Consider the following 20614-nt stretch of genomic DNA (forward strand, 5'->3'; position numbering starts at 1 on the left):
AGGCAAGGAGGCAAGATGGCAGAGCAAGGCAAGCAAGGCGGCAAGGTACCGTTCGGCCCGGATTACGTCAGGGCGATCTCGCCCTACATCGCGGGCAAGCCGATTTCCGAGGTGGCACGCGAGTTCGGCCTGGACGAGGCCGGCATCGTGAAGCTCGCGTCGAACGAGAACCCGCTGGGCATGCCGGAGTCCGCGAAACAGGCGGCAGCCGCGGCCATTGCCGAACTCGGGCGTTACCCCGATTCGAACGGCTTCGAACTGAAGGGCGCGCTCTCTGCAAAGCTCGGTGTGCCGCAGGACTGGCTTACGCTCGGCAACGGCAGCAACGACATCCTCGAACTGGCCGCACACGCGCTGGTGACGCCGGGCCAGTCGGTGGTGTACGCCGAGTATTCGTTCGCGGTCTACGCACTTGCGACGCAGGAAATCGGCGCACGCGCGATCGTGGTGAAGGCGCGCGATTATGGCCATGATCTCGACGCCATGGCGGCGGCGATCACGTCCGACACGCGTCTGGTGTTCATCGCCAACCCGAACAACCCGACCGGCACGTTCGTGCCCGCGGCGGCGCTGGAAGCGTTCCTGGCCAAGGTGCCGGCCCAGGTAGTCGTGGTACTGGACGAGGCGTACAACGAATATCTCGATGACGACCAGCAATATGATTCGGTGGCGTGGGTTCGCCGCTATCCGAACCTGCTGGTGTCGCGCACGTTCTCGAAGGCTTACGGACTGGCAGGGCTGCGCATCGGCTATGCCGTGGCGCAGCCGGAGCTGACGGATCTGCTGAATCGCATCCGCCAGCCGTTCAATGTCAACAGCGTGGCGCAGGCTGCCGCTGTGGCCGCGCTTGGCGACACGGCATTCCTGCAGCGCAGCGCCGAACTCAACCGGGCGGGCAAGGCCCAGCTCGTCGAAGCGTTTTCGCGCCTCGGGCTTGAGTTTGTACCATCGTCCGGCAACTTCGTGCTGGTGCGCGTCGGCGATGACGATGACGCCGGTGCGCGCGTCAACGTGGCGCTGCTGAAGCAGGGCGTGATCGTGCGGCCCGTCGGCAATTACGGCATGCCGCGCTGGCTGCGTGTCACGATCGGCTTGCCTGACGAAAACACCGCCTTCATCGCGGCGCTGGAGCGCGCGCTGAAGTAACCGCGCGACGGCCATGCATTTCCTTTTTCGAATTTCCTGTATTGCCCGCCCCCGAGGGCTGAGATTGTGAGCGCTCTGCATTTTTCCCGTGTTGTGATTGTCGGTGTCGGCCTGATTGGCGGTTCGCTTGCGCTTGCGCTCAAGCGCGCGGGCGTCGTTGGGACCGTGGTCGGTGTGGGTCGCTCGCCCGCGTCGCTGCAAAAGGCACTGGATCTGGGTGTCATCGACGAGGCCGCTTCGCTGGAAGAGGCGACGCGCGACGCCAGCCTGATCGTGCTGTGCGCGCCGGTCGCGCAGAACTTCGCGTTGCTGCATGCGCTGGAACCACACCTGCAGCCGGGTACGATCGTGACCGATGCGGGCAGTACCAAGTCGGATGTCATCATGGCGGCCAAGACTGCGCTCGGCGACAAGGTCGCGCAGTTTGTTCCCGCGCATCCGATTGCGGGGCGCGAACTCAATGGCGTCGAGGCCGCGCTTGCGGACCTTTACGTCGGCAAGAAGACCGTACTGTGCCCGCTGCAGGAAAACTCGCGTGCCGATGTCGCTGCCGTGCGCGCGATGTGGGAAAGCGCGGGGGCCGAATGCCATGTCATGTCCGCCGTGCAGCACGACGCGGTGTTCGCGTCGGTCAGCCATTTGCCGCACGTGCTGTCGTATGCGCTGGTGGCGCAGGTCGGCAATGCGGAAGACGCAGCGCTCAAGCTGGCGTTTGCAGGCGGTGGCTTCCGCGATTTCACGCGCATTGCCGCATCGTCGCCGGAGATGTGGCGCGATATCTGTGTGGCCAACCGCGAGGCGCTGCTGCGCGAGCTGAACACCTACCAGTCGGTGCTGACGCATCTGAAGACGCAGATCGAGAAGGGCGACGGCGCGGCGCTGGAACGCATCTTTGCGCGCGCGAGCAAGACTCGCCTGCAATGGGGCGCCGACCGGGCAGCCGCGGCGAATACTGAACCCTGAACTGGCGCGGCCGCGAGCCGTGCCTAGTGTGAATACCATGGAACACCTGACGCTTGGCCCTCTTACCCGCGCCACGGGCACTGTCCGTTTGCCGGGCTCGAAGAGCATTTCGAACCGCGTGCTGCTGCTGGCTGCGCTGGCCGGCGGCGAGACGCGCGTGCGCGACCTGCTCGATTCCGACGACACCCGCGTCATGCTGCAGGCGCTGAAGACGCTCGGCGTCGCCTGGCGCCAGGAAGGCAGCGACTACATCGTGACCGGTTCGGGCGGTAATTTCCCGGTCAAGGCGGCCGAGCTGTTCATGGGCAATGCCGGCACGGCGATCCGCCCGCTGACGGCCGCGCTCGCGCTGCAGGGCGGCGACTACAAGCTGTCCGGCGTGCCGCGCATGCACGAACGGCCAATTGGCGATCTCGTGGACGGCCTGCGCCAGGTGGGCGCGGACATCGGCTATCTCGCCAATGAAGGGTTTCCGCCCTTGCATATCCGTCCCGCGCAGATCCGCATCGATGCGCCGATCCGCGTGCGCGGCGATGTGTCGAGCCAGTTCCTGACCGCGCTGCTGATGACGTTGCCGATGGCGCAGGCGGCAAACGGCAAGATCGAGATCGAGGTGATCGGTGAACTGATCTCCAAGCCCTATATCGAGATCACGCTCAACCTGCTTGCACGCTTCGGCATCAACGTGGAGCGGCAAGGCTGGGAGCGCTTTATCGTCCCGGCCGGCGCGGTGTACCGTTCGCCGGGCGAAATCTACGTGGAAGGCGATGCCTCGTCGGCCTCCTATTTCCTGGCGGCCGGCGCGATCGGCGGCGGCCCGGTGCGCGTGGAAGGCGTCGGCATGAGCAGCATCCAGGGCGACGTGCGTTTTGCCGAGGCGCTCAACCGGATGGGTGCCAATGTCATGGCAGGCGACAACTGGATCGAAGTGCGCGGCACCGAGCGCGACGATGGCCGCCTGCATGGCATCGAACTGGACTGCAACCATATTCCCGATGCCGCGATGACGCTCGCGGTGGCGGCGCTGTTCGCCGAAGGCACGACCACGCTCACGAATATCGCGAGCTGGCGCGTCAAGGAAACCGATCGCATCTCGGCCATGGCGACCGAACTGCGCAAGCTCGGCGCGACGGTGGAAGAGGGGGCCGACTACCTGAAGGTAACGCCGCCCGCGCAGTGGCAGACGCCGGCCGACGGCATTGGCACCTATGATGACCATCGCATGGCGATGTGTTTCTCGCTGGCCGCATTTGGCCCGCTGCCGGTCCGGATCAATGACCCGGGCTGCGTGGCGAAGACGTTCCCGGACTACTTCGCGGTGTTCGGCGGCGTTACGCGTTAAGCGCCGGGGTGCCAGCCTGCACCGGTTCGTGCCGGTGCTCCCGCTGTTCCCGCCGGTCCCAGTAGCGATCGAAGAAGTAGTGCGCCACAGTGTTGATGGCAGGCTCGATAAACGTGACCGCGCCGCTGACGGCCAGGCTGCCTGTCAGCGCGTAAGTCACGCTGAACGCAATGCCGAGGTGCATGATGCCGAACGTCAGGGTCTTGGCCATGGTAGATTGCCTCGCGAACGAAGGGATGTAGCGGGAATAGTGGAAATGCGGCACCGGGGTGCGATGAATCAAATGATAATGATTCTCAATTGAATTTCCAATCGAAGTTTTCTGTCGGCATCATCAGCAATGACTATCGTTCACGTCATCACCATTGACGGTCCAACCGCCTCAGGCAAAGGCACTGTCGCGCACAAGGTAGCTGACGCGGTTGGCTATCATCTGCTCGACAGCGGGGCGCTGTACCGCCTGGTGGCGCTCGCCAGCGACCGCATCGGCGTGGATATCGAAGATGTCGATGGCCTTGCAAAAACCGCGTCCCGCCTCGATGTCAAGTTCGGTCCCGACCGTGTCTGGCTGTCCGGCGAGGAAGTCAGCCTGGCGATCCGGGCCGAAGCCATCGGCAATCGCGCCTCCGCCATCGCCGTGCACCAGCCGGTGCGCGACGCGCTGACCAAGCTGCAGCGCGACTTCCGCAAGCTGCCGGGCCTGGTCGCGGACGGGCGCGATATGGGAACGGTGATCTTCCCCGATGCCCAGCTCAAGGTATTCCTGACCGCAAGTGTTGAAGCGCGCGCTCGCAGGCGCTATAAACAATTGATTGATAAGGGAATTTCTGCTAATATCGAAGACCTTTTGCGTGACCTTGAGGCGCGCGATGCACGGGATCGAAACCGTGCAGCCGCGCCGCTGCGTCCCGCCGAGGATGCGAAACTGCTCGATACCTCCGACATGACGGTGGATCAGGCAGTGGCGCAGGTGCTGGAGTGGTTCGCTGCTGTGCGCAAATCCTGACATTGTCAGGGCGTACCCAAGCGGTGGACGCTTCCCGTACCAGGTGTCGGCCCCCACAAAGCGTGGCCGGCAGTGTTCAACCTGACCCCGCTGCACATGGCAGACTGAGCGTGATCGTCGCGCCGGCCGGTGTACCGCGGATTGATACTTACGTTTATGTCCGACCTGCAAACTAACGAATCCTTTGCCGCACTGTTCGAGGAATCGATCGCCCGCTCCAATATGAAGGCTGGCGAAGTGATCTCCGCTGAAGTCGTGCGCATCGACCACAACTTCGTGGTCGTCAACGCTGGCCTCAAGTCCGAGGCTTTCGTGCCGGTGGAGGAGTTCCTGAACGACCAGGGCGAACTCGAAGTGCAGGCCGGCGACTACGTCTCCGTGGCCATCGACGCACTCGAGAACGGCTATGGCGACACCATCCTTTCCCGCGACAAGGCCAAGCGCCTGGCATCGTGGCTGAACCTCGAGAAGGCGCTGGAAGACGGCGAAATCATCTCGGGTACCGTGACCGGCAAGGTCAAGGGCGGCCTGACGGTCATGGTCAACGGCATCCGCGCGTTCCTGCCGGGTTCGCTGGTTGACGTGCGTCCGATCAAGGACACCACCCCGTACGAAGGCAAGACCCTGGAATTCAAGGTCATCAAGCTGGACCGCAAGCGCAACAACGTTGTGCTGTCGCGCCGCGCCGTGGTTGAAGCCACGCTGGGCGAAGAGCGCCAGAAGCTGATGGAAACCCTGAAGGAAGGCGCCATCGTCAACGGTATCGTCAAGAACATCACCGACTACGGCGCGTTCGTGGACCTGGGCGGCATCGACGGCCTGCTACACATCACCGACCTGGCATGGCGTCGTGTGCGTCATCCGAGCGAAGTGCTGTCGGTTGGCCAGGAAATCACCGCCAAGATCCTCAAGTTCGACCAAGAGAAGAACCGCGTTTCGCTGGGCGTGAAGCAGCTGGGCGAAGATCCGTGGGTGGGCATCTCGCGCCGCTACCCGCAAGGCACCCGCCTGTTCGGCAAGGTGACCAACCTGACCGACTACGGCGCGTTCGTCGAGATCGAAGCCGGTATCGAAGGCCTGGTGCACGTGTCCGAAATGGACTGGACCAACAAGAACGTGGCTCCGTCGAAGGTTGTCCAGCTGGGCGACGAAGTGGAAGTCATGGTCCTGGATATCGACGAAGACAAGCGTCGTATCAGCCTGGGCATGAAGCAGTGCAAGGCCAATCCGTGGGACGATTTCTCGCGCAACCACAAGAAGGGCGACAAGCTGAGCGGCCAGATCAAGTCGATCACCGACTTCGGCGTGTTCATCGGTCTGCCGGGCGGCATCGACGGCCTGGTGCACCTGTCCGACCTGTCGTGGCAAGAGACCGGCGAAGAGGCTGTGCGCAAGTACAAGAAGGGCGACGAAGTGGAAGCCGTTGTCCTGGGCATCGACGTCGACAAGGAACGCATCTCGCTGGGCATCAAGCAGCTGTCGGGCGATCCGTTCAACAACTTCATCTCGGCCAACGACAAGGGCTCGCTCGTGACCGGCACCATCAAGGCTGTCGATCCGAAGGGTGCCGTGGTTCAGCTGGCTGACGACGTGGAAGGCTACCTGCGCGCATCGGAAATCTCCGCTGACCGCGTGGAAGATGCCCGCAACGTGCTGAAGGAAGGCGAGCAGATCACCGCTCTGGTGGTGAACGTCGACCGCAAGTCGCGCAACATCAACCTGTCGATCAAGGCCAAGGACAACGTCGAGCAGCAGGAAGCCATGCAGAAGTTCCAGGCCGACACCAGCACCGCTGGTACGACCAACCTGGGCGCTCTGCTGAAGGCCAAGCTCGGCCAGGACAACCAGTAATCGCAGGCCCTGACGCCCGCGCGAACGCCCATGACCAAGTCGGAGCTCGTCGAAAAACTGGCTGCCCGCTTTCCGCAGTTGCTGCTGCGGGATGCGGACATCTCGGTGAAAACGATACTCGACGCGATGTCCGATGCGCTGGCCGACGGCCACCGCATCGAGATCCGCGGATTCGGCAGTTTTGGTCTGAACCGGCGTCCGCCGCGCGTTGGGCGCAACCCCAAGTCCGGCGAGCGTGTGCTGGTGCCCGAAAAGCGGGTGCCGCACTTCAAGGCGGGCAAGGAGTTGCGCGAACGGGTGGACCGGAACCTCACGCCGTCTTCGGGCGGTTCGGGTAACGGACACCTGACCGGTACGCCGTCCGGCAAGGGCCCTCAGGGCGCCGCGCCGGGCAGCCCGGCGGTGCTGCATGAAGGTGGCGGGCTGAACCTGGCCCGCTCCTGACGCGATCCGTCTGCCGGCACTGTGTTGTCGCAAATGAAAAAGCGCTCCATTGCGGGGCGCTTTTTCATTTTGGGCATCCCATCGGAAACGTGCCGTTTTCGTTTGCTGGAAGTGATTCCGCTACAATGCCGGGGTCTGTCGCACTCCAGCGATGCGCCTGTGCGCTCCCGCAACGCCACGCCTGCCTATACCGCATGAAACTCGTCGCCTGGATTATTCGCATCGTCCTGTTTGCGCTGCTGTTCGTGCTCGCGCTGCGCAATACCGCGGACGCTTCGCTGCAGCTTTTCTTTGACGCCGTCTGGCGCGCCCCGCTGATCCTCATCCTGTTCGTGGCCTTCGTCCTCGGCGCCGTTGCGGCGCTGGCAGCGGTAGCGCCAGGTCTGATGCGCCAGCGCATGGAGGTGGCGCGGCTGCGCCGTGCGCTCGGCGATGCCGGTCGCCAGCCCGTACCCGACAATGCCGTACGTGACGGCAAAAGCGCTCCTTACAACGTAATTGGCCCGAAAGTCTGATCCATGATGTTTGAAACCTGGTGGCTGCTTGCGCTGCCACTTGTCTTTGGCCTTGGATGGATGGCGGCACGCTTCGACGTGCGCCAGCTCATCAGCGAGCAGGGTGCCTTGCCGCGCTCGTATTTCAAGGGCCTCAATTTCCTGCTCAATGAGCAGCCGGACCAGGCCATCGACGCCTTCATCGAAGTCGCGCGGCTCGATCCGGAGACGACCGAACTGCACTTTGCGCTGGGCGCACTGTTTCGTCGCCGCGGGGAAACCGAGCGCGCGATCCGTGTGCACCAGAACCTCGCCACACGTCCGGATCTGCCCGAGCCAGAGCGCGAGCACGCGCTGTATGAACTGGGGCAGGACTTCCTGCGTGCCGGCCTGCTCGATCGCGCCGAAGAGTCGTTGCGCCGGCTGATGTCCGGCCCGTACGCGGCGTCGGCCAAGCGGGTGCTGCTTGAGCTCTACGAAGTGGAGAAAGAGTGGCAGAAGGCGATCGATGCCGCGCGCGAGCTGCAGGCGCTCGAGAAGAAAGACTATCGCCTGCAGATTGCCCAGTTCTGCTGCGAACTGGCGCAGGATGCACTGCAACGCAAGCGTCCCGAAGACGCCGTCAAGTGGCTGAACCAGGCGACCCAGGAAAATCCCGCCAATGTGCGCGCGCCGATCCTGCTCGGCGATGTGGCTGCGGCGGCGGGCGATGCGCGTGCTGCACTGGGCCACTGGCTTGGCATCGAGCGACAGGACGCGTCGTTCCTGCCACTAGTCGCAGAGCGCGTGGTGAAAGCCTATGCCGGCCTTGGCGAACAAGGCGTCGCGCTGGAATGGCTGCGCGGTCTGCTGAAGGGCAATCTTGCGGCTGAACTGCTCGACGTTGCGTTCAAGACCGAACTCGAACAGAACGGGCCGGAAGCAGCGACCCGGCTGATGCGCGAGCAACTGCGCCGCCAGCCGACGCTGCTGGCCCTGACGCGGTACTTCGAGGCGCAGGCCGCCAGTCTGGCGCCAGCCGGCGCGATCGCCGGCAATGGCAGCGAAGCCGATGCAGGCGAGACGGTTGAGGGCGACAAGACAAAGGAGGTCACGGCGATCCGCGACCTGCTGCAATTGCGTACGCGCAACCTGGCCCGTTACACCTGCCGCGAATGCGGCTTCCGCGCGCGCCTTTTCTACTGGCAGTGTCCCGGCTGCAATCGCTGGGAGACCTATGCGCCCCGGCGATCCGAAGCGCTCGGCTGACCAGGCCGCCACGCGAACTAATTTCATGTACATGCTATGAAAGTCACCATTATCGGCAGTGGCTATGTTGGCCTCGTTACCGGCGCGTGCCTGGCCGAACTCGGCAACGATGTGTTCTGCCTCGACGTCGACGAAAAGAAAATTGCCCTGCTTAACGCCGGCGGTGTGCCGATCTACGAGCCGGGCCTGCAGGAAATCATCCAGCGCAACCGTGCGGCCGGGCGTCTGACGTTCTCGACCGACGTGGCGGCCAGCGTCGAGCACGCCGATGTGCAATTCATCGCCGTTGGCACGCCGCCCGATGAAGACGGCTCCGCGGATCTCAAGTATGTGCTCGCGGCGGCGCGCAATATCGGCCGCCATATGACCGGCTTCAAGGTCGTGGTCGACAAGTCCACGGTACCGGTCGGCACGGGTGACCGCGTTGCCGCTGTGATTCGCGAGGAACTTGCCGCGCGTGGCCTCGAGGACCTGCAGTACTCTGTGGTATCGAACCCGGAATTCCTCAAGGAAGGCGCCGCGGTCGAAGACTTCATGCGTCCGGATCGCATCGTGCTCGGCTGCAGCGCCGACGCCGCCGGGCGCCACGCGCAGGCCACCATGCGCCAGCTCTACGCGCCGTTCAACCGCAACCACGAACGCACCTTCTACATGGATGTGCGCTCGGCGGAATTCACCAAGTACGCCGCCAACTCCATGCTGGCCACGCGTATTTCGTTCATGAACGAACTGGCTAACCTGGCCGACGAGGTCGGTGCCGACATCGAACTCGTTCGCATGGGCATCGGCTCGGACCCGCGTATCGGCTACAGTTTTCTGTATGCGGGTGCCGGCTATGGCGGTTCGTGTTTCCCGAAGGATGTGCAGGCGCTGATGCGCACGGCATCGGACCATGGCAAGCCGATGCGCGTGCTGGAGGCCGTCGAGGCCGTCAATGGCGCGCAGAAGCAGGTGCTGGGCGACAAGGTGGTGCGCCGGTTTGGCGATGACCTGAGCGGCCACACCTTTGCGATCTGGGGGCTGGCGTTCAAGCCGAATACCGACGATATGCGCGAAGCGCCGTCCCGGGTGATCGCGCGCGAACTGGTCTCGCGCGGGGCATCGCTGCGCATGCACGATCCGGTGTCCATGGAGGAGGCGAGGCGCGTGCTGGAAGCGGATCTCGCCGACATCCCGGGTGGCATCGACCGGCTCAGTTTCCACGCCGCCCAGATGGAGACCCTCGATGGTGCCGATGCTCTCGTGATCGTCACCGAGTGGAAGGTGTTCCGCAGCCCGGATTTCGAGCAGATCAAGCGGCGCCTGAAGACGCCGGTGATCTTCGATGGCCGTAACCTGTACGAGCCGGAAGCCATGGCGCAGTCTGGCATCGAATACCACGCGATCGGGCGATCGGCCGCGAAGCGCTGAACGCATCAGCAGCGGGCCTGTCCGAAGACGGACAGGTTTGCCGGAGGAATCATGGGTATGAATCAAATTTCGCAGGATCAGATCGGCCAGGCACGCATCCTGGTAGTCGGCGACATGATGCTGGACCGCTACTGGTTCGGCGACGTCGAACGCATTTCGCCGGAGGCGCCGGTACCGGTTGTCCAGATCAAGCGCAGTGATGAGCGCCTGGGCGGCGCCGCCAACGTGGCCCGCAACTCTGCCGCGCTCGGCGCGCAGGTCGGCATGCTCGGCGTGGTCGGCGACGACGAGCCGGGCCGCACCATTGAATCGCTGCTGTCGGCGTGCAAGGTCCAGCCGTACCTGCACCGCGATGCCAGCGTCAACACGACGATCAAGCTGCGCGTGCTCGCGCACCAGCAGCAGCTGCTGCGCGTGGATTTCGAGAACCCGCCGACGCATGAAGTCCTGCTTTCCGTGCTCGATGGGTTCCAGGAACTCGTGAAGCAGTACGAGGTGCTGGTGCTGTCGGACTATGGCAAGGGCGGGCTGACCCACGTTGGCCGCATGGTCGAGGCCGGCCGCGCGGCCGGGCGCATGGTGCTGGTCGATCCCAAGGGCGACGACTATTCGCGCTATCGCGGTGCCACGCTGATCACTCCCAACCGCGCCGAGATCCGGCGCGTCGTGGGTGCCTGGAAAAGCGAACAGGACCTCACCGCGCGCGCCCAGAACCTGCGCCGCGACCTGCAGCTCGAAGCGCTGCTGCTCACCCGTTCGGAAGAGGGCATGACCCTGTACACGGAGGCGGAGGTGCTGCACGTCTCGGCACAGGCGCGGGAAGTCTATGATGTATCAGGTGCCGGCGATACCGTGATCGCCACGCTGGCGACCATGCTGGCGGCCGGCGTGTCGCTGAAGCAGGCGGTGCAGTTCGCCAACCGCGCCGGCGGCATTGTCGTGGGCAAGCTGGGTACTGCCGTCGTCAGCTACCCGGAACTGTTCGGCGCGGCCGGCTGAGCGCCAGTGTCTGCCGGCGCGTCGTGTTGAACTCTCTGTCGGACCGATCATGACCATCATCGTCACCGGCGCTGCGGGATTCATCGGCAGCAACCTCGTCAAGGGATTGAACGCGCGCGGCGAGAACCACATTGTCGCGGTCGACAATCTCCACCGCGCGGACAAATTCCACAACCTGGTGGACTGTGAAATCCGCGACTACCTCGACAAGGACGATTTCCTGTCCCGCTTCGAGCGCGGCGAGTTCGGCCGGGTACGCGCTGTTTTCCATCTTGGGGCCTGCACCGACACGATGGAGCAGGACGGGCGCTACCTGATGGAGAATAACTACCGCTACAGCAAGACGCTGATGGAGCTCTGCCTCGCGCAGGACACCCAGTTCATCTATGCGTCGTCTGCGGCGGTCTACGGCGAGTCGCGTTCCTTTCGTGAAGCGCGTGAGTACGAGCGGCCGCTGAGCGTCTACGGCTATTCCAAGTTCCTGTTCGACCAGGCCGTGCGCGACAGGCTGGATAGCGCGCTGTCGCAGGTCGTCGGCCTGCGCTATTTCAACGTGTATGGCCCGGGCGAGGCGCACAAGGGCCGCATGGCCTCGATCGTGTGCCAGCAGTTCGAGCAATTCCGTGCCGAAGGCACCGTCAAGCTGTTCGGCGAGCACGGCGGCCATGGGCCGGGGTGCCAAAGCCACGATTTCGTTTCCATCGAGGATGTGGTCAAGGTGAACCTGTTCTTCCTCGACCATCCGCGCCGATCGGGCATCTTCAATGTCGGTTCCGGCCATGCGCGTTCGTTCAACGATGTCGCCGGTGTTGTCGTCAATACACTGCGCGCGGCAGAGGACAAGCCGCCGTTGACGCTGGAGGAACTCGTGCAGGAAGGGTTGCTGGAATACCTGCGCTTTCCCGATGCGCTGCGTGGGCGGTACCAGAGCTTCACGCAATCGGACAGTTCGCGCCTTCGCGAAGTTGGCTTCACCGCGCCCTTCGTTCCCATGGAGGAAGGCGTGACGCGCTATTGCCAGTGGCTGCTCGAACGCGGCCAGTGAGCGCGCCCAACGAAGCTTCGACGCTCGGAAACATCTCCGTGCAATCCACGTGAACGTTTGTTGCCGCATGCGCTGGCGCATGCGGCGGGTCCTATCCTGAGCGCACCTTGCCAATCCCGGCAAGGCAACTCAAACGGAAGGGGAACTCACAAATGTTCAAGGCATTGTTCAAGCGCGGCTGCATGGCCGCCGCGGTCTGGATGGCGCTCACCGGTGCGGCGATGGCTGCTGTGGATGTCAACACGGCCGACGCGACCGCGCTGACTTCGGTGAAAGGCATCGGGCCAGCGACCGCAAAGAACATCATCGACGAACGCACCAAACACGGGCCCTACAAGAGTGCGGCTGATCTTGCCGAACGCGTCAGCGGCGTGGGAACCAAATCGGTTGCCCGCATGCAGGAGGCGGGCCTGACGATCGGCGCCAAGGCTGCGCCGGCAGCAGCGGCTCCGCCAAGCGCTGATCACGCATGGCACCCCGGCGCAAAGGGGGCCGCCGGGGTGCCGAGGTCCTTCGCCTCCTTGTTCCTTGTGTCAGATTCGATGTTGTGCCATTGGTATGGCTTGTGCTAGTCAGGCGCACTGTTCTTCGCTTGCCGGGAGCGGCGGAGTATCATGCGGCAGCCAGCGCGGGCCGGACGGATTCACCGGCCGCGCGATCTGTATAACCAGGCCAGGCTCGCCACTTTCCAGTGGGCCAGGGAGAGCCCGGCAGAACAACAGGGAGCATAACAATGACCAATGGCGAGGACACAGGGTTCCTGCCGAAGTGGCGGCTGAAGACGGAAGGGGTTATCGGTCCGGACGAGCGCCTGCCGACCGGGCAGACGGTGCTTGCCGGCATCCAGCACGTGGTGGCGATGTTCGGTTCCACGGCGATCGCGCCGATCCTGATGGGGTTCAACCCGAACATCGCCATCCTCTTCTCCGGCATCGGCACGCTGATCTTTTTCCTGTGCGTGCGTGGCCGCGTGCCCAGCTATCTGGGCTCCAGCTTCGCGTTCATCGCCGTCGTGATCGCGGCCACCGGGTATGCGGGCAGCGGACCCAATACCAATATCCCGGTCGCGCTGGGCGGCATCATTGCCGCGGGCGCGCTGTACACGGTGATCGGCCTCGTTGTGCAGGCGGTCGGCTATAGCTGGGTGGAAAAGCTGATGCCGCCCGTGGTCACTGGCGCGATCGTCGCGGCCATCGGCCTGAACCTGGCGCCGGTGGCGGTGAAGGCCGTGAGCGGATCGTCGTTCGATACGTGGGTCGGATTGTTGACCGTGCTGGCGGTCGGACTGGTGGCGGTGCGCGCGCCTGGCATGATCGGACGCCTTCCGGTGCTGATCGGCGGCCTGTTCGGCTACCTGATTTATTTCGTCGGCACGAACCTGATGGGCCTGGGCAAGCCGATCGATTTCGCTGGCGTGGCCGCCGCGAACTGGTTCGGCCTGCCGGCGTTCACCGCGCCGGTATTCCAAGGCAGCGCCATGCTGCTGATCGCACCGGTGGCCATCGTGCTGGTCGCGGAGAACCTCGGCCACATCAAGGCCATTGGCGTGATGACGGGCCGCAACCTCGATCCGTATATCGGCCGCGCATTTATTGGCGATGGTGTGGCGACCATGCTGTCTGCCAGTGGCGGCGGTACTGGCGTCACGACGTATGCCGAGAACATGGGCGTGATGGCTGTCACCAAGATCTATTCGACGCTGATCTTCGTCGTGGCCGCGGCGGTTGCCATCCTGCTCGGATTCTCGCCGAAGTTCGGTGCGCTGATCCTGACCATTCCGGGCCCCGTGATCGGCGGGCTGACCATCGTGGTGTTTGGTCTGATTGCCGCCACGGCTGGCCGCATCTGGGTCCAGAATCACGTGGACTTTTCCAGCTCGCGCAACCTCATCACGGTCGGCGCGACGCTGACGGTAGCGGCCGGCGACCTGACGCTCAGGCTCGGTGGCATGACGCTGGGCGGTATTGGCACTGCGACGTTCGGTTGCATCCTGCTTTATCACCTGCTCGGCGAAGGCAACAAGGAGGCCTAAGCCGGGGCATCCACACTGGCAGTGGGCCCAACGGGCCGCTGCCGGCGCGGGTCTGGGGCCTGGATTACAATGTGCGGGACATTTTCGACCCCGCACCATGGCCTACAAGACAATCGAAGACACCATCGGCAATACGCCGCTGGTCAGACTGCAGCGCATTCCCGGTGCCGCCAACGACGCACGCGGCAACGTCATCCTGGGCAAGCTCGAGGGTAACAACCCGGCAGGGTCGGTCAAGGATCGCCCGGCCGTGTCGATGATCGCCCGCGCTGAGGCGCGCGGCCGCATCAAGCCCGGCGACACGCTGATCGAAGCCACGTCCGGCAATACCGGCATCGCACTCGCCATGGCTGCGGCTATCCGCGGCTACAAGATGGTGCTGATCATGCCGGAAGATCTGAGCCTGGAGCGCCGCCAGAGCATGGCCGCGTATGGGGCCGAGATCATCCTGACTCCGGTAAAGGGCGGCATGGAGTATGCGCGCGATCTCGCGGATTCCATGGAGCGCGACGGCAAGGGCGTCATCCTGGACCAGTTCGCGAATCCGGATAATCCGCTGGCCCATTATGAAACCACCGGCCCGGAAATCTGGCGCGATACGGAAGGGCGGATTACGCATTTCGTATCGGCCATGGGTACGACTGGCACCATCACCGGTGTTTCGCGTTACCTGAAAGAGCAGAACCCGGCCATTGAGATCATCGGTGCGCAGCCGGCGGAAGGCTCGCGGATTCCCGGTATTCGCAAGTGGCCGGAGGCTTATCTGCCGAAGATCTACGACGCGAAGTTTGTGGACCGTACCGAACCCGTCAGTCAGGCCGATGCCGAGCATATGGCACGGCGCATGGCGAGCGAGGAAGGCATCTTTAGCGGTATCTCGGCAGCAGGCGCGCTATGCGTCGCCTTGCGAGTCGCTGAAGAGGTGGAAAACGCGACGATCGTTTTCGTGGTTTGCGACCGGGGAGATCGATACCTGTCCACAGGCGTATTTCCCGCCTGAGTTTCCGTCGAAGCCGGGGATCTAAAGCACCCTGCGATGGATGATTCCGTTGCAGGGTACTGATGCTCTTATCTCGCGGACTTGTCGCGGATCCAGCCCTCGACAATTTCAAGGACGGATTGCGGGCTGAGTTGATACATGCAGTCGCAACTGATCGTATCGAGCTTTTCGCAATCCCTGCAGCTCTTGTCCCGCACGAGATTCTGGGCTCTTTCCCCCAGTGCCGCCCATCTGCCCGGATGCATCGGACGCGTCGGCGGGAATAGCCCCAACGTGCGCTGGCCAATCGCGGCCGACAGGTGCAGCGGTCCGGTGCCACTCGCGATCAAGCCATCTGCCTGGTGGATGAAGGTAGTCAGCTGACCCAGCGTCTGGGTTCCGCAAAGGCTCGTGACGTTTGGCTTGGCCAGCAACGCGCCGCCATTGGCTTTCAGCCACTCTCCTTCCTTTGCGCTGCCCGACAGCCACAGATGCACATCGCGTCTCGCCGACAGCAGTTCCGCGAGCGCAGCGTAGTGTTCGATCGGCCATTCGCGGCCGTGGCCGTTGGACTTGGTGTGGAGGACCAGATTGAACGCATAAGGGGCCTGCATGTCGGCAATGGCCTTGTCCACCGGGATATCGAAGTGATACAGGCCGGGGATTTCCTCGCGAGTCGGAATGTCGCGGCTGCCGTACGGGCTCAGGAAGCGGAAGTTGATCTGCGCCTCGTGGTCTTCCGTGGTCCGCTTGCTGAAACGCACCCTGCGGTTGCAATAGAACAGCAGGTAGAGCTTCTGGCGCGCATTGCCGATACGGTGCCGGACGCCGGCGCGAAATGCGGCGAGTGCCAGCTTGCGGTCGGGCTGCGCCAGGATCACGGTATCGATGCCTGACTTTTTCAAGAATCCGGCCGGGTCACTGGCGATGCTTTCCAGTTCGATGACTTCATCGATATCCGTGCAGAAGCGGACCAGCGGCGCGGCATAGGCGCGGCACAGGAAGCTGATCTTCGCTGTCGGATTCAATTGCCTCAGTCGAGCGACCATTGGCAAAGTCAGTACTATGTCGCCGATATTGTCGGTGCGGCTGACCAGTATGTGGTTGCTTCGGATTGCCATTTATCTTCGATGTGAGAGCAGGGTAGGGGCATGCCATCCGGGCATTACCGTTGCGCCCGCTTGCGCAAATACCGCAAATACCACTTCAGGCTTTCCACCGGCTTGTGCTGACGGAACATGAAGCGCGAATGCATGCGCATTTCCTTGGTGTTTCTCGGTTCCGGATCCAGCGGCATGTCGCGCCACGGTGACAAGGCCAGATACTTGCGGAACAGTCCGCGCGCTTCATGGCCGCTCCAGTCGGCCCACGGTTTGACCGAGCCCGCAAAATGGATGAAGACCGCCTTGCCGACCGGACGCATCGCAAAGCTGTTGACGTTCAGGTCGTGAATCAGGTCATACAGGTAATTCCATCGCGGCGAGATGTATTTCGCGCGGCCGTTGAGCACCTTGTTGAGCGCGTCCTGGTCGTTGAAACGCATATCGGTGCTGGTATCGAGCAACGCTTCCAGGGTTTGGGGCGTGATGTTCTCGGCCAGCCATTTCTCGATATTGATGAACAGCACGCCGCCATTGAAATACTCGGCATGAGCGAGGCCGAGCGCGGCGACGCGCCGGCGCAGCGTGACGGGCGCATCGGGCACGACGACCGCGATCTCGTTGCTGATGTCCATGTCCACGAGCTCATCGAGGCGGTTGACGCACAGGATATCGGCATCGAGGTACAGCACGCGGTCGGTCTGCCCTTGCAGCACCTCGGGGATTACCAGCCGGGTGAAGATCGACAGCGAATAGTGCGAGTGCCCGAGAAAATGCGAGAACTGCGTGAACGACGCCAGGTCCAGCACGTGCAGCTGGGTGCTGACCGGGTACATCTCTTCGAGCTGCTTCAGGCGGCGCTGATTCTCTTCCAGCGCTGAGAACGTCAGCACATGGAAGGTGAAATGCTGTCCCGGATTGTTGTCGATGATCGACGCGATCGTCGCGCCCATCGCGCGGAAATAGTTGTCGTCGACGCAGAAGGCGATATGGAACGACGGCTTGCCATTGCTGCCTGTCATCGGAGCCATTGAGGTGTTGTCGGATGCGGGCAGGTTCATTGGATGGCTTTCATGACTTGTTCGACGGGAATGGCCTTGACCCAGTCCCGGCGATTCGCTGCGGTGATGACAGTGCTGTTCTGCCTGTCGATCGGCACCCACTCGGGGTTCTTCTGACGCATCAGCGCGATGACCGGCACATGCACGGCGTTCGCGAGGTGCATCACGGCCGTTTCCACCGAGATAATCAGGTCGCATTGCGCCAGGATCGCTGGCAGCTGGAAGAAGTTGTCTTCGGCGCTGAACAGCTCGGTGCGCGCCAAGGCGTAGCTGCTGAGGACCTCGCGCGCATGTGCCAGCTCCTGTGGCACCGCATTGACGATGAAGCAGCTGTCGCGCCAGCGCGGGTGCTGCTGCATGGCCTGGATCAGCGCGGCGACCTGTTCCAGCGTCCAGCAGCGTTTCTTCGTCTTGGCGTACGGGTTGATGAATACGAGCTTGCCCTCGCGCGGGGAAAAGCCCCAGGCGGCAAGCGTGTCCTGCGCATACTGCTGCCATTGCGCAGGAATGTCGACAAAAGGAAAGCGCTCGGCCGGTCTGACGTCCAGGCCGCCGATCTGGCGGAACCAGTGCGCGTACACGTCGCTGATGTGCTGCGGCGAGGCCCGGTCGACCTTGTACGGCGGAATCGAGGCGTCGAGCTTGCGGTAGGCAAACAGGTGGTGCGGCTGATAGAACCGGACAGGCCGTGTCATGCCGACCACGAATCCGTCCGGACTGATCGTGCGTGCGAGGTCCGCGTACTGCGGCGGCCGTAGCGTCGCCAGCGACACCACGATCGGGTAGTGCTCCTGCTGCGCCTCGCGGATCGATGCCTCGTAGAGTTCCGGGCTATAGGTGCGCGTATAGACCTTGCTGAAAAACGGGCAAGCGGCCAGCCAGTCGTAGAGCGAATACTTGCGCAGGTGCTCCCAGGCCTTGGTATCGCTGGTGCGGCGCACTTCGTCGACCCACAGGTGGATGTCCAGGTGCGGGTTCGCCTGCGCGAAGGCCTTGAAGAAGTTCTGCAGATAAGTGAAGTCGCCCAGTGCGAGGTGGGCGATGAACAGTATCTTTTTCGACCGCTTCAGTAAGTCTGCGGGAATCAGGGTCTGGGGTTGTGTCACGAATGGCTCGCGGGAAGTCACGTGGCGTCGTCAGCCCGTTATTGTAAGGGAGGGCAAGGACTGGCCTGGAAATTGCGGTGGCTTTGGGCGCACAATCGCCGGACGCGGTGATTCCGCCTGCCGGCGAGTGCTGGCAGGCGGTGGCGTATCCGGCAACAGGCGTGGCGTCAGGCCATTGCAGCCTTGACGGCTTCGCCGAGCTGGTACACCGAGAGCGCGTAGAAAAAGCTGCGGTTGTAGCGGGTTAACACATAGAAGTTGCGCAGGCCGATCATGTACTCGGTTGGCTGGTCGGGCGTGGGCAGATCGACCACCAGGACGCCGGTTTCGCCTTCGCGCGCGAGGTCGACGGGTTCATCGAGACGCAATCCCGCGCGGGTGAGCTGGTTTAGCGTCCGGGTCGGCCACGGTTCCCCGTCGGCCGCCGCCGCCGCGATGCCGCGGCTGCCTTCGTCGCCGGCCAGGCGCCAGACCACGGGCCGGTTGGCTTCCCAGCCGTGCAGTTGCAGAAAGCGGCCGACGCTGCCGATGGCGTCGGTGGGGCTGTTGCGCAGATCGATGCGGCCGTTGCCGTCATAGTCGATCGCATATTCGCGCAGGCTGGTCGGCATGAACTGCGGGATGCCGATGGCGCCGGCAAACGAGCCCAGCACCGAAAAGACATCAGTGCGGGTGTCGCGGCACCAGATCAGGTAATCCGCGAGCTGGTTGCGGAACAGCGTCGACCGGGCGTCGCGGTTGGGCGTGGACGGATAGTCGAAGGCCAGCGTCGAGAGCGAGTCGATGACGCGGAACGTGCCCATGTCGCGCCCGTAGATGGTTTCCACGCCGATGATGCCGACGATGACCGAAGCCGGCACGCCGAATTCGGCTTCGGCGCGGCGCAGCGTGTCGCGGTTCTCCTGCCAGAAGCGCACGCCCGCGTTGATGCGGATCGGTTCGATAAAGCGCGAACGGTAGGCGCGCCAGCTCTTGCGCCCCGGCGTGGCCGGCGGCATGACCAGCCGCACCACGGTGGCGGAATAGACCGCCTGCCCGAACCAGCCTTCCAGCGTGCCGCGGTCGAATCCGTGGCGAGTCACCATGTCGTCGATAAAGGCGCGGGTCTGTGCATTGTCGCGATAGCGCCCGGGCTCGATTTCTTCTTCCCGCACGCTCACGCGGCGCTTGCCGGCGGCGAGGAGGCTTGGGGAGAGGCCGCAGAGTCCCAGTGCGGCAGCGGATAACGCAGCGCCCAGCAATGGGCGGCGCAATGAACGCTGGGTGTCGGTCATGGTGTCCTTAGCAAGTCGCAGCGAGTATAGCGGATGGCACTGCACGTTCCGACGCCGAACTGCCGCCTGTCTGCCGCTCAATTGCCGCGGATATGGCGCCGCCATGGGCCTTGGCGGTCCGCTGGGGGGCTTGTCCTGTGCTAACGTAACGTTTGGAGACAAAACAAAGACGATAAGACATGCCGACGGGCTATTACACGCATCCGGAGTTCCTGCTGCACGAGATGGGTCATTTCCATCCCGAGTGCCCGGAACGCCTGCAGGCGATCGAGGATCACCTGATTTCCCACGGCATGGACGGCCTGCTGGAGCGCCGTGAAGCGGCGCCCGCGACTCGCGAGCAGATCGAACGCGTGCACGGGGCTGCTTATATCGATTCGCTGGAGCGTGCGAGCCCCGCCAGCGGTTACTACCCGATCGATCCCGACACGTCGATGAATTCGCACACGCTGGCAGCCGCGAAGCTGGCAGCGGGGGCGGCCGTAGCGGCTACCGATGCCGTCATGGCGGGCGAGGTGGAAAACGCGTTCTGCTGCGTGCGTCCGCCCGGACACCATGCCGAGCCCGACCGCGCCATGGGCTTCTGTTTCTTCAACAACGTGGCCGTCGCGGCCCGCCATGCGCTGGAAGCGCACGGGCTGGAGCGCGTGGCCATCGTCGACTTCGACGTCCATCACGGCAACGGCACCGAGGCAGCGTTCCGCGGCGACGATCGCGTGCTGATGTGCAGCTTCTTCCAGCACCCGTTCTATCCCTACAGCGGCACCGAGCATATCGCCACGAATATGGCGAATATCCCGCTGCCGGCCTATACCAACGGGCTTGCGGTGCGCGAGGTCGTCGACACGATCTGGCTCCCGCGCCTGAACGAATTCCGCCCGCAGATGCTGTTCATCTCGGCCGGCTTTGACGCTCATCGCGAGGACGACCTGGGTCAGATGGGCCTGGTCGAGCAGGATTATGCGTGGATCACCGGCCAGCTCGTCGACGTGGCCCGCGCGCATGCGAACGGCCGCATCGTCAGCAGCCTGGAAGGCGGCTACAACCTCAGCGCACTGGGCCGCAGCGTGCTGGCGCACCTGAAAGTGCTGCTGGAACGATAAGGAGCAAGCCC

At 63.6% G+C, this 20614-nt stretch carries 20 protein-coding genes; 15 read left to right on the top strand and 5 right to left on the bottom strand.

What is annotated here, in order from left to right; translation table 11 throughout:
- Window positions 1-15 precede the first annotated feature (15 nt).
- From hisC to aroA, 3 genes are all read left to right on the top strand, one after another.
- Entirely contained in the window at window positions 16-1146 is a 1131-nt protein-coding gene (hisC, locus tag KHO41_RS11460) for a histidinol-phosphate transaminase (protein WP_211953410.1), read from the top strand.
- A gap of 66 nt (window positions 1147-1212) precedes the next feature.
- The gene (locus KHO41_RS11465; RefSeq protein ID WP_211953411.1) at window positions 1213-2109 is read left to right on the top strand and encodes a prephenate dehydrogenase; all 897 of its coding nucleotides are present in this window, start codon (window positions 1213-1215) and stop codon (window positions 2107-2109) included.
- Window positions 2110-2146: 37 nt separating this feature from the next.
- A complete protein-coding gene (gene aroA / locus KHO41_RS11470) occupies window positions 2147-3451 on the top strand; it encodes a 3-phosphoshikimate 1-carboxyvinyltransferase (RefSeq protein ID WP_211953412.1) in 1305 nt (434 codons plus the stop codon).
- Here the strand turns inward: aroA and KHO41_RS11475 are convergent.
- A complete protein-coding gene (locus KHO41_RS11475; protein WP_211953413.1) occupies window positions 3441-3662 on the bottom strand; it encodes a DUF2061 domain-containing protein in 222 nt (73 codons plus the stop codon). The genes aroA and KHO41_RS11475 overlap by 11 nt on opposite strands.
- A gap of 129 nt (window positions 3663-3791) precedes the next feature.
- Here KHO41_RS11475 and cmk point away from each other — a divergent pair, with 129 nt between their 5' ends.
- From cmk to cysM, 11 genes are all read left to right on the top strand, one after another.
- A complete protein-coding gene (gene cmk, locus KHO41_RS11480; protein ID WP_211953414.1) occupies window positions 3792-4457 on the top strand; it encodes a (d)CMP kinase in 666 nt (221 codons plus the stop codon).
- Window positions 4458-4613: 156 nt separating this feature from the next.
- Window positions 4614-6308 (top strand): 30S ribosomal protein S1, encoded by a 1695-nt coding sequence (gene rpsA, locus KHO41_RS11485; protein ID WP_011298718.1) that lies wholly within the window; start codon window positions 4614-4616, stop codon window positions 6306-6308.
- A 30-nt stretch (window positions 6309-6338) separates the two neighbouring features.
- Complete coding sequence (locus KHO41_RS11490; protein ID WP_011298717.1) at window positions 6339-6752, top strand: integration host factor subunit beta; 414 nt, start codon at window positions 6339-6341, stop codon at window positions 6750-6752.
- Between the two features lie 194 nt (window positions 6753-6946).
- On the top strand, window positions 6947-7267 hold the full coding sequence (locus tag KHO41_RS11495) for a lipopolysaccharide assembly protein LapA domain-containing protein (protein ID WP_211953415.1): 321 nt from the start codon (window positions 6947-6949) through the stop codon (window positions 7265-7267).
- A 3-nt stretch (window positions 7268-7270) separates the two neighbouring features.
- A complete protein-coding gene (gene lapB / locus KHO41_RS11500) occupies window positions 7271-8494 on the top strand; it encodes a lipopolysaccharide assembly protein LapB (RefSeq protein WP_211953416.1) in 1224 nt (407 codons plus the stop codon).
- A 36-nt stretch (window positions 8495-8530) separates the two neighbouring features.
- Window positions 8531-9904 (top strand): UDP-glucose dehydrogenase family protein, encoded by a 1374-nt coding sequence (locus KHO41_RS11505; protein WP_211953417.1) that lies wholly within the window; start codon window positions 8531-8533, stop codon window positions 9902-9904.
- 51 nt (window positions 9905-9955) lie between these two features.
- Complete coding sequence (gene rfaE1 / locus KHO41_RS11510; protein ID WP_211953418.1) at window positions 9956-10903, top strand: D-glycero-beta-D-manno-heptose-7-phosphate kinase; 948 nt, start codon at window positions 9956-9958, stop codon at window positions 10901-10903.
- Between the two features lie 49 nt (window positions 10904-10952).
- A complete protein-coding gene (rfaD, locus tag KHO41_RS11515; RefSeq protein ID WP_211953419.1) occupies window positions 10953-11948 on the top strand; it encodes an ADP-glyceromanno-heptose 6-epimerase in 996 nt (331 codons plus the stop codon).
- A 152-nt stretch (window positions 11949-12100) separates the two neighbouring features.
- Window positions 12101-12520 carry a ComEA family DNA-binding protein gene (locus KHO41_RS11520; protein ID WP_244873801.1) on the top strand — a complete coding sequence of 140 codons (420 nt, stop codon included), beginning with the start codon at window positions 12101-12103 and terminating at the stop codon, window positions 12518-12520.
- A 161-nt stretch (window positions 12521-12681) separates the two neighbouring features.
- The gene (locus tag KHO41_RS11525; protein ID WP_211953420.1) at window positions 12682-13980 is read left to right on the top strand and encodes a solute carrier family 23 protein; all 1299 of its coding nucleotides are present in this window, start codon (window positions 12682-12684) and stop codon (window positions 13978-13980) included.
- Between the two features lie 97 nt (window positions 13981-14077).
- Complete coding sequence (cysM, locus tag KHO41_RS11530; RefSeq protein ID WP_211953421.1) at window positions 14078-14980, top strand: cysteine synthase CysM; 903 nt, start codon at window positions 14078-14080, stop codon at window positions 14978-14980.
- 68 nt (window positions 14981-15048) lie between these two features.
- On the opposite strand, the gene KHO41_RS11535 is transcribed toward cysM, so the two are convergent.
- From KHO41_RS11535 to mltB, 4 genes are all read right to left on the bottom strand, one after another.
- Complete coding sequence (locus KHO41_RS11535; protein WP_211953422.1) at window positions 15049-16080, bottom strand: glycosyltransferase family 9 protein; 1032 nt, start codon at window positions 16078-16080, stop codon at window positions 15049-15051.
- Window positions 16081-16124: 44 nt separating this feature from the next.
- Entirely contained in the window at window positions 16125-17120 is a 996-nt protein-coding gene (locus tag KHO41_RS11540; protein WP_211953423.1) for a glycosyltransferase family 8 protein, read from the bottom strand.
- Window positions 17117-18226, bottom strand: coding sequence for a glycosyltransferase family 9 protein (locus KHO41_RS11545; RefSeq protein WP_211953424.1), 1110 nt, complete (start codon window positions 18224-18226; stop codon window positions 17117-17119). Before KHO41_RS11545 ends, KHO41_RS11540 begins: the two co-directional genes overlap by 4 nt.
- 167 nt (window positions 18227-18393) lie before the next feature.
- Window positions 18394-19500 carry a lytic murein transglycosylase B gene (gene mltB, locus KHO41_RS11550; RefSeq protein WP_211953425.1) on the bottom strand — a complete coding sequence of 369 codons (1107 nt, stop codon included), beginning with the start codon at window positions 19498-19500 and terminating at the stop codon, window positions 18394-18396.
- Between the two features lie 179 nt (window positions 19501-19679).
- Between mltB and KHO41_RS11555 the strand changes: the two genes are divergently transcribed.
- On the top strand, window positions 19680-20603 hold the full coding sequence (locus tag KHO41_RS11555) for a histone deacetylase family protein (RefSeq protein ID WP_211953426.1): 924 nt from the start codon (window positions 19680-19682) through the stop codon (window positions 20601-20603).
- Window positions 20604-20614: the final 11 nt, after the last annotated feature.

Origin of the sequence: Cupriavidus numazuensis (assembly GCF_905397435.1) — a bacterium.
GTDB classification, from domain to species: Bacteria; Pseudomonadota; Gammaproteobacteria; order Burkholderiales; family Burkholderiaceae; genus Cupriavidus; species Cupriavidus numazuensis.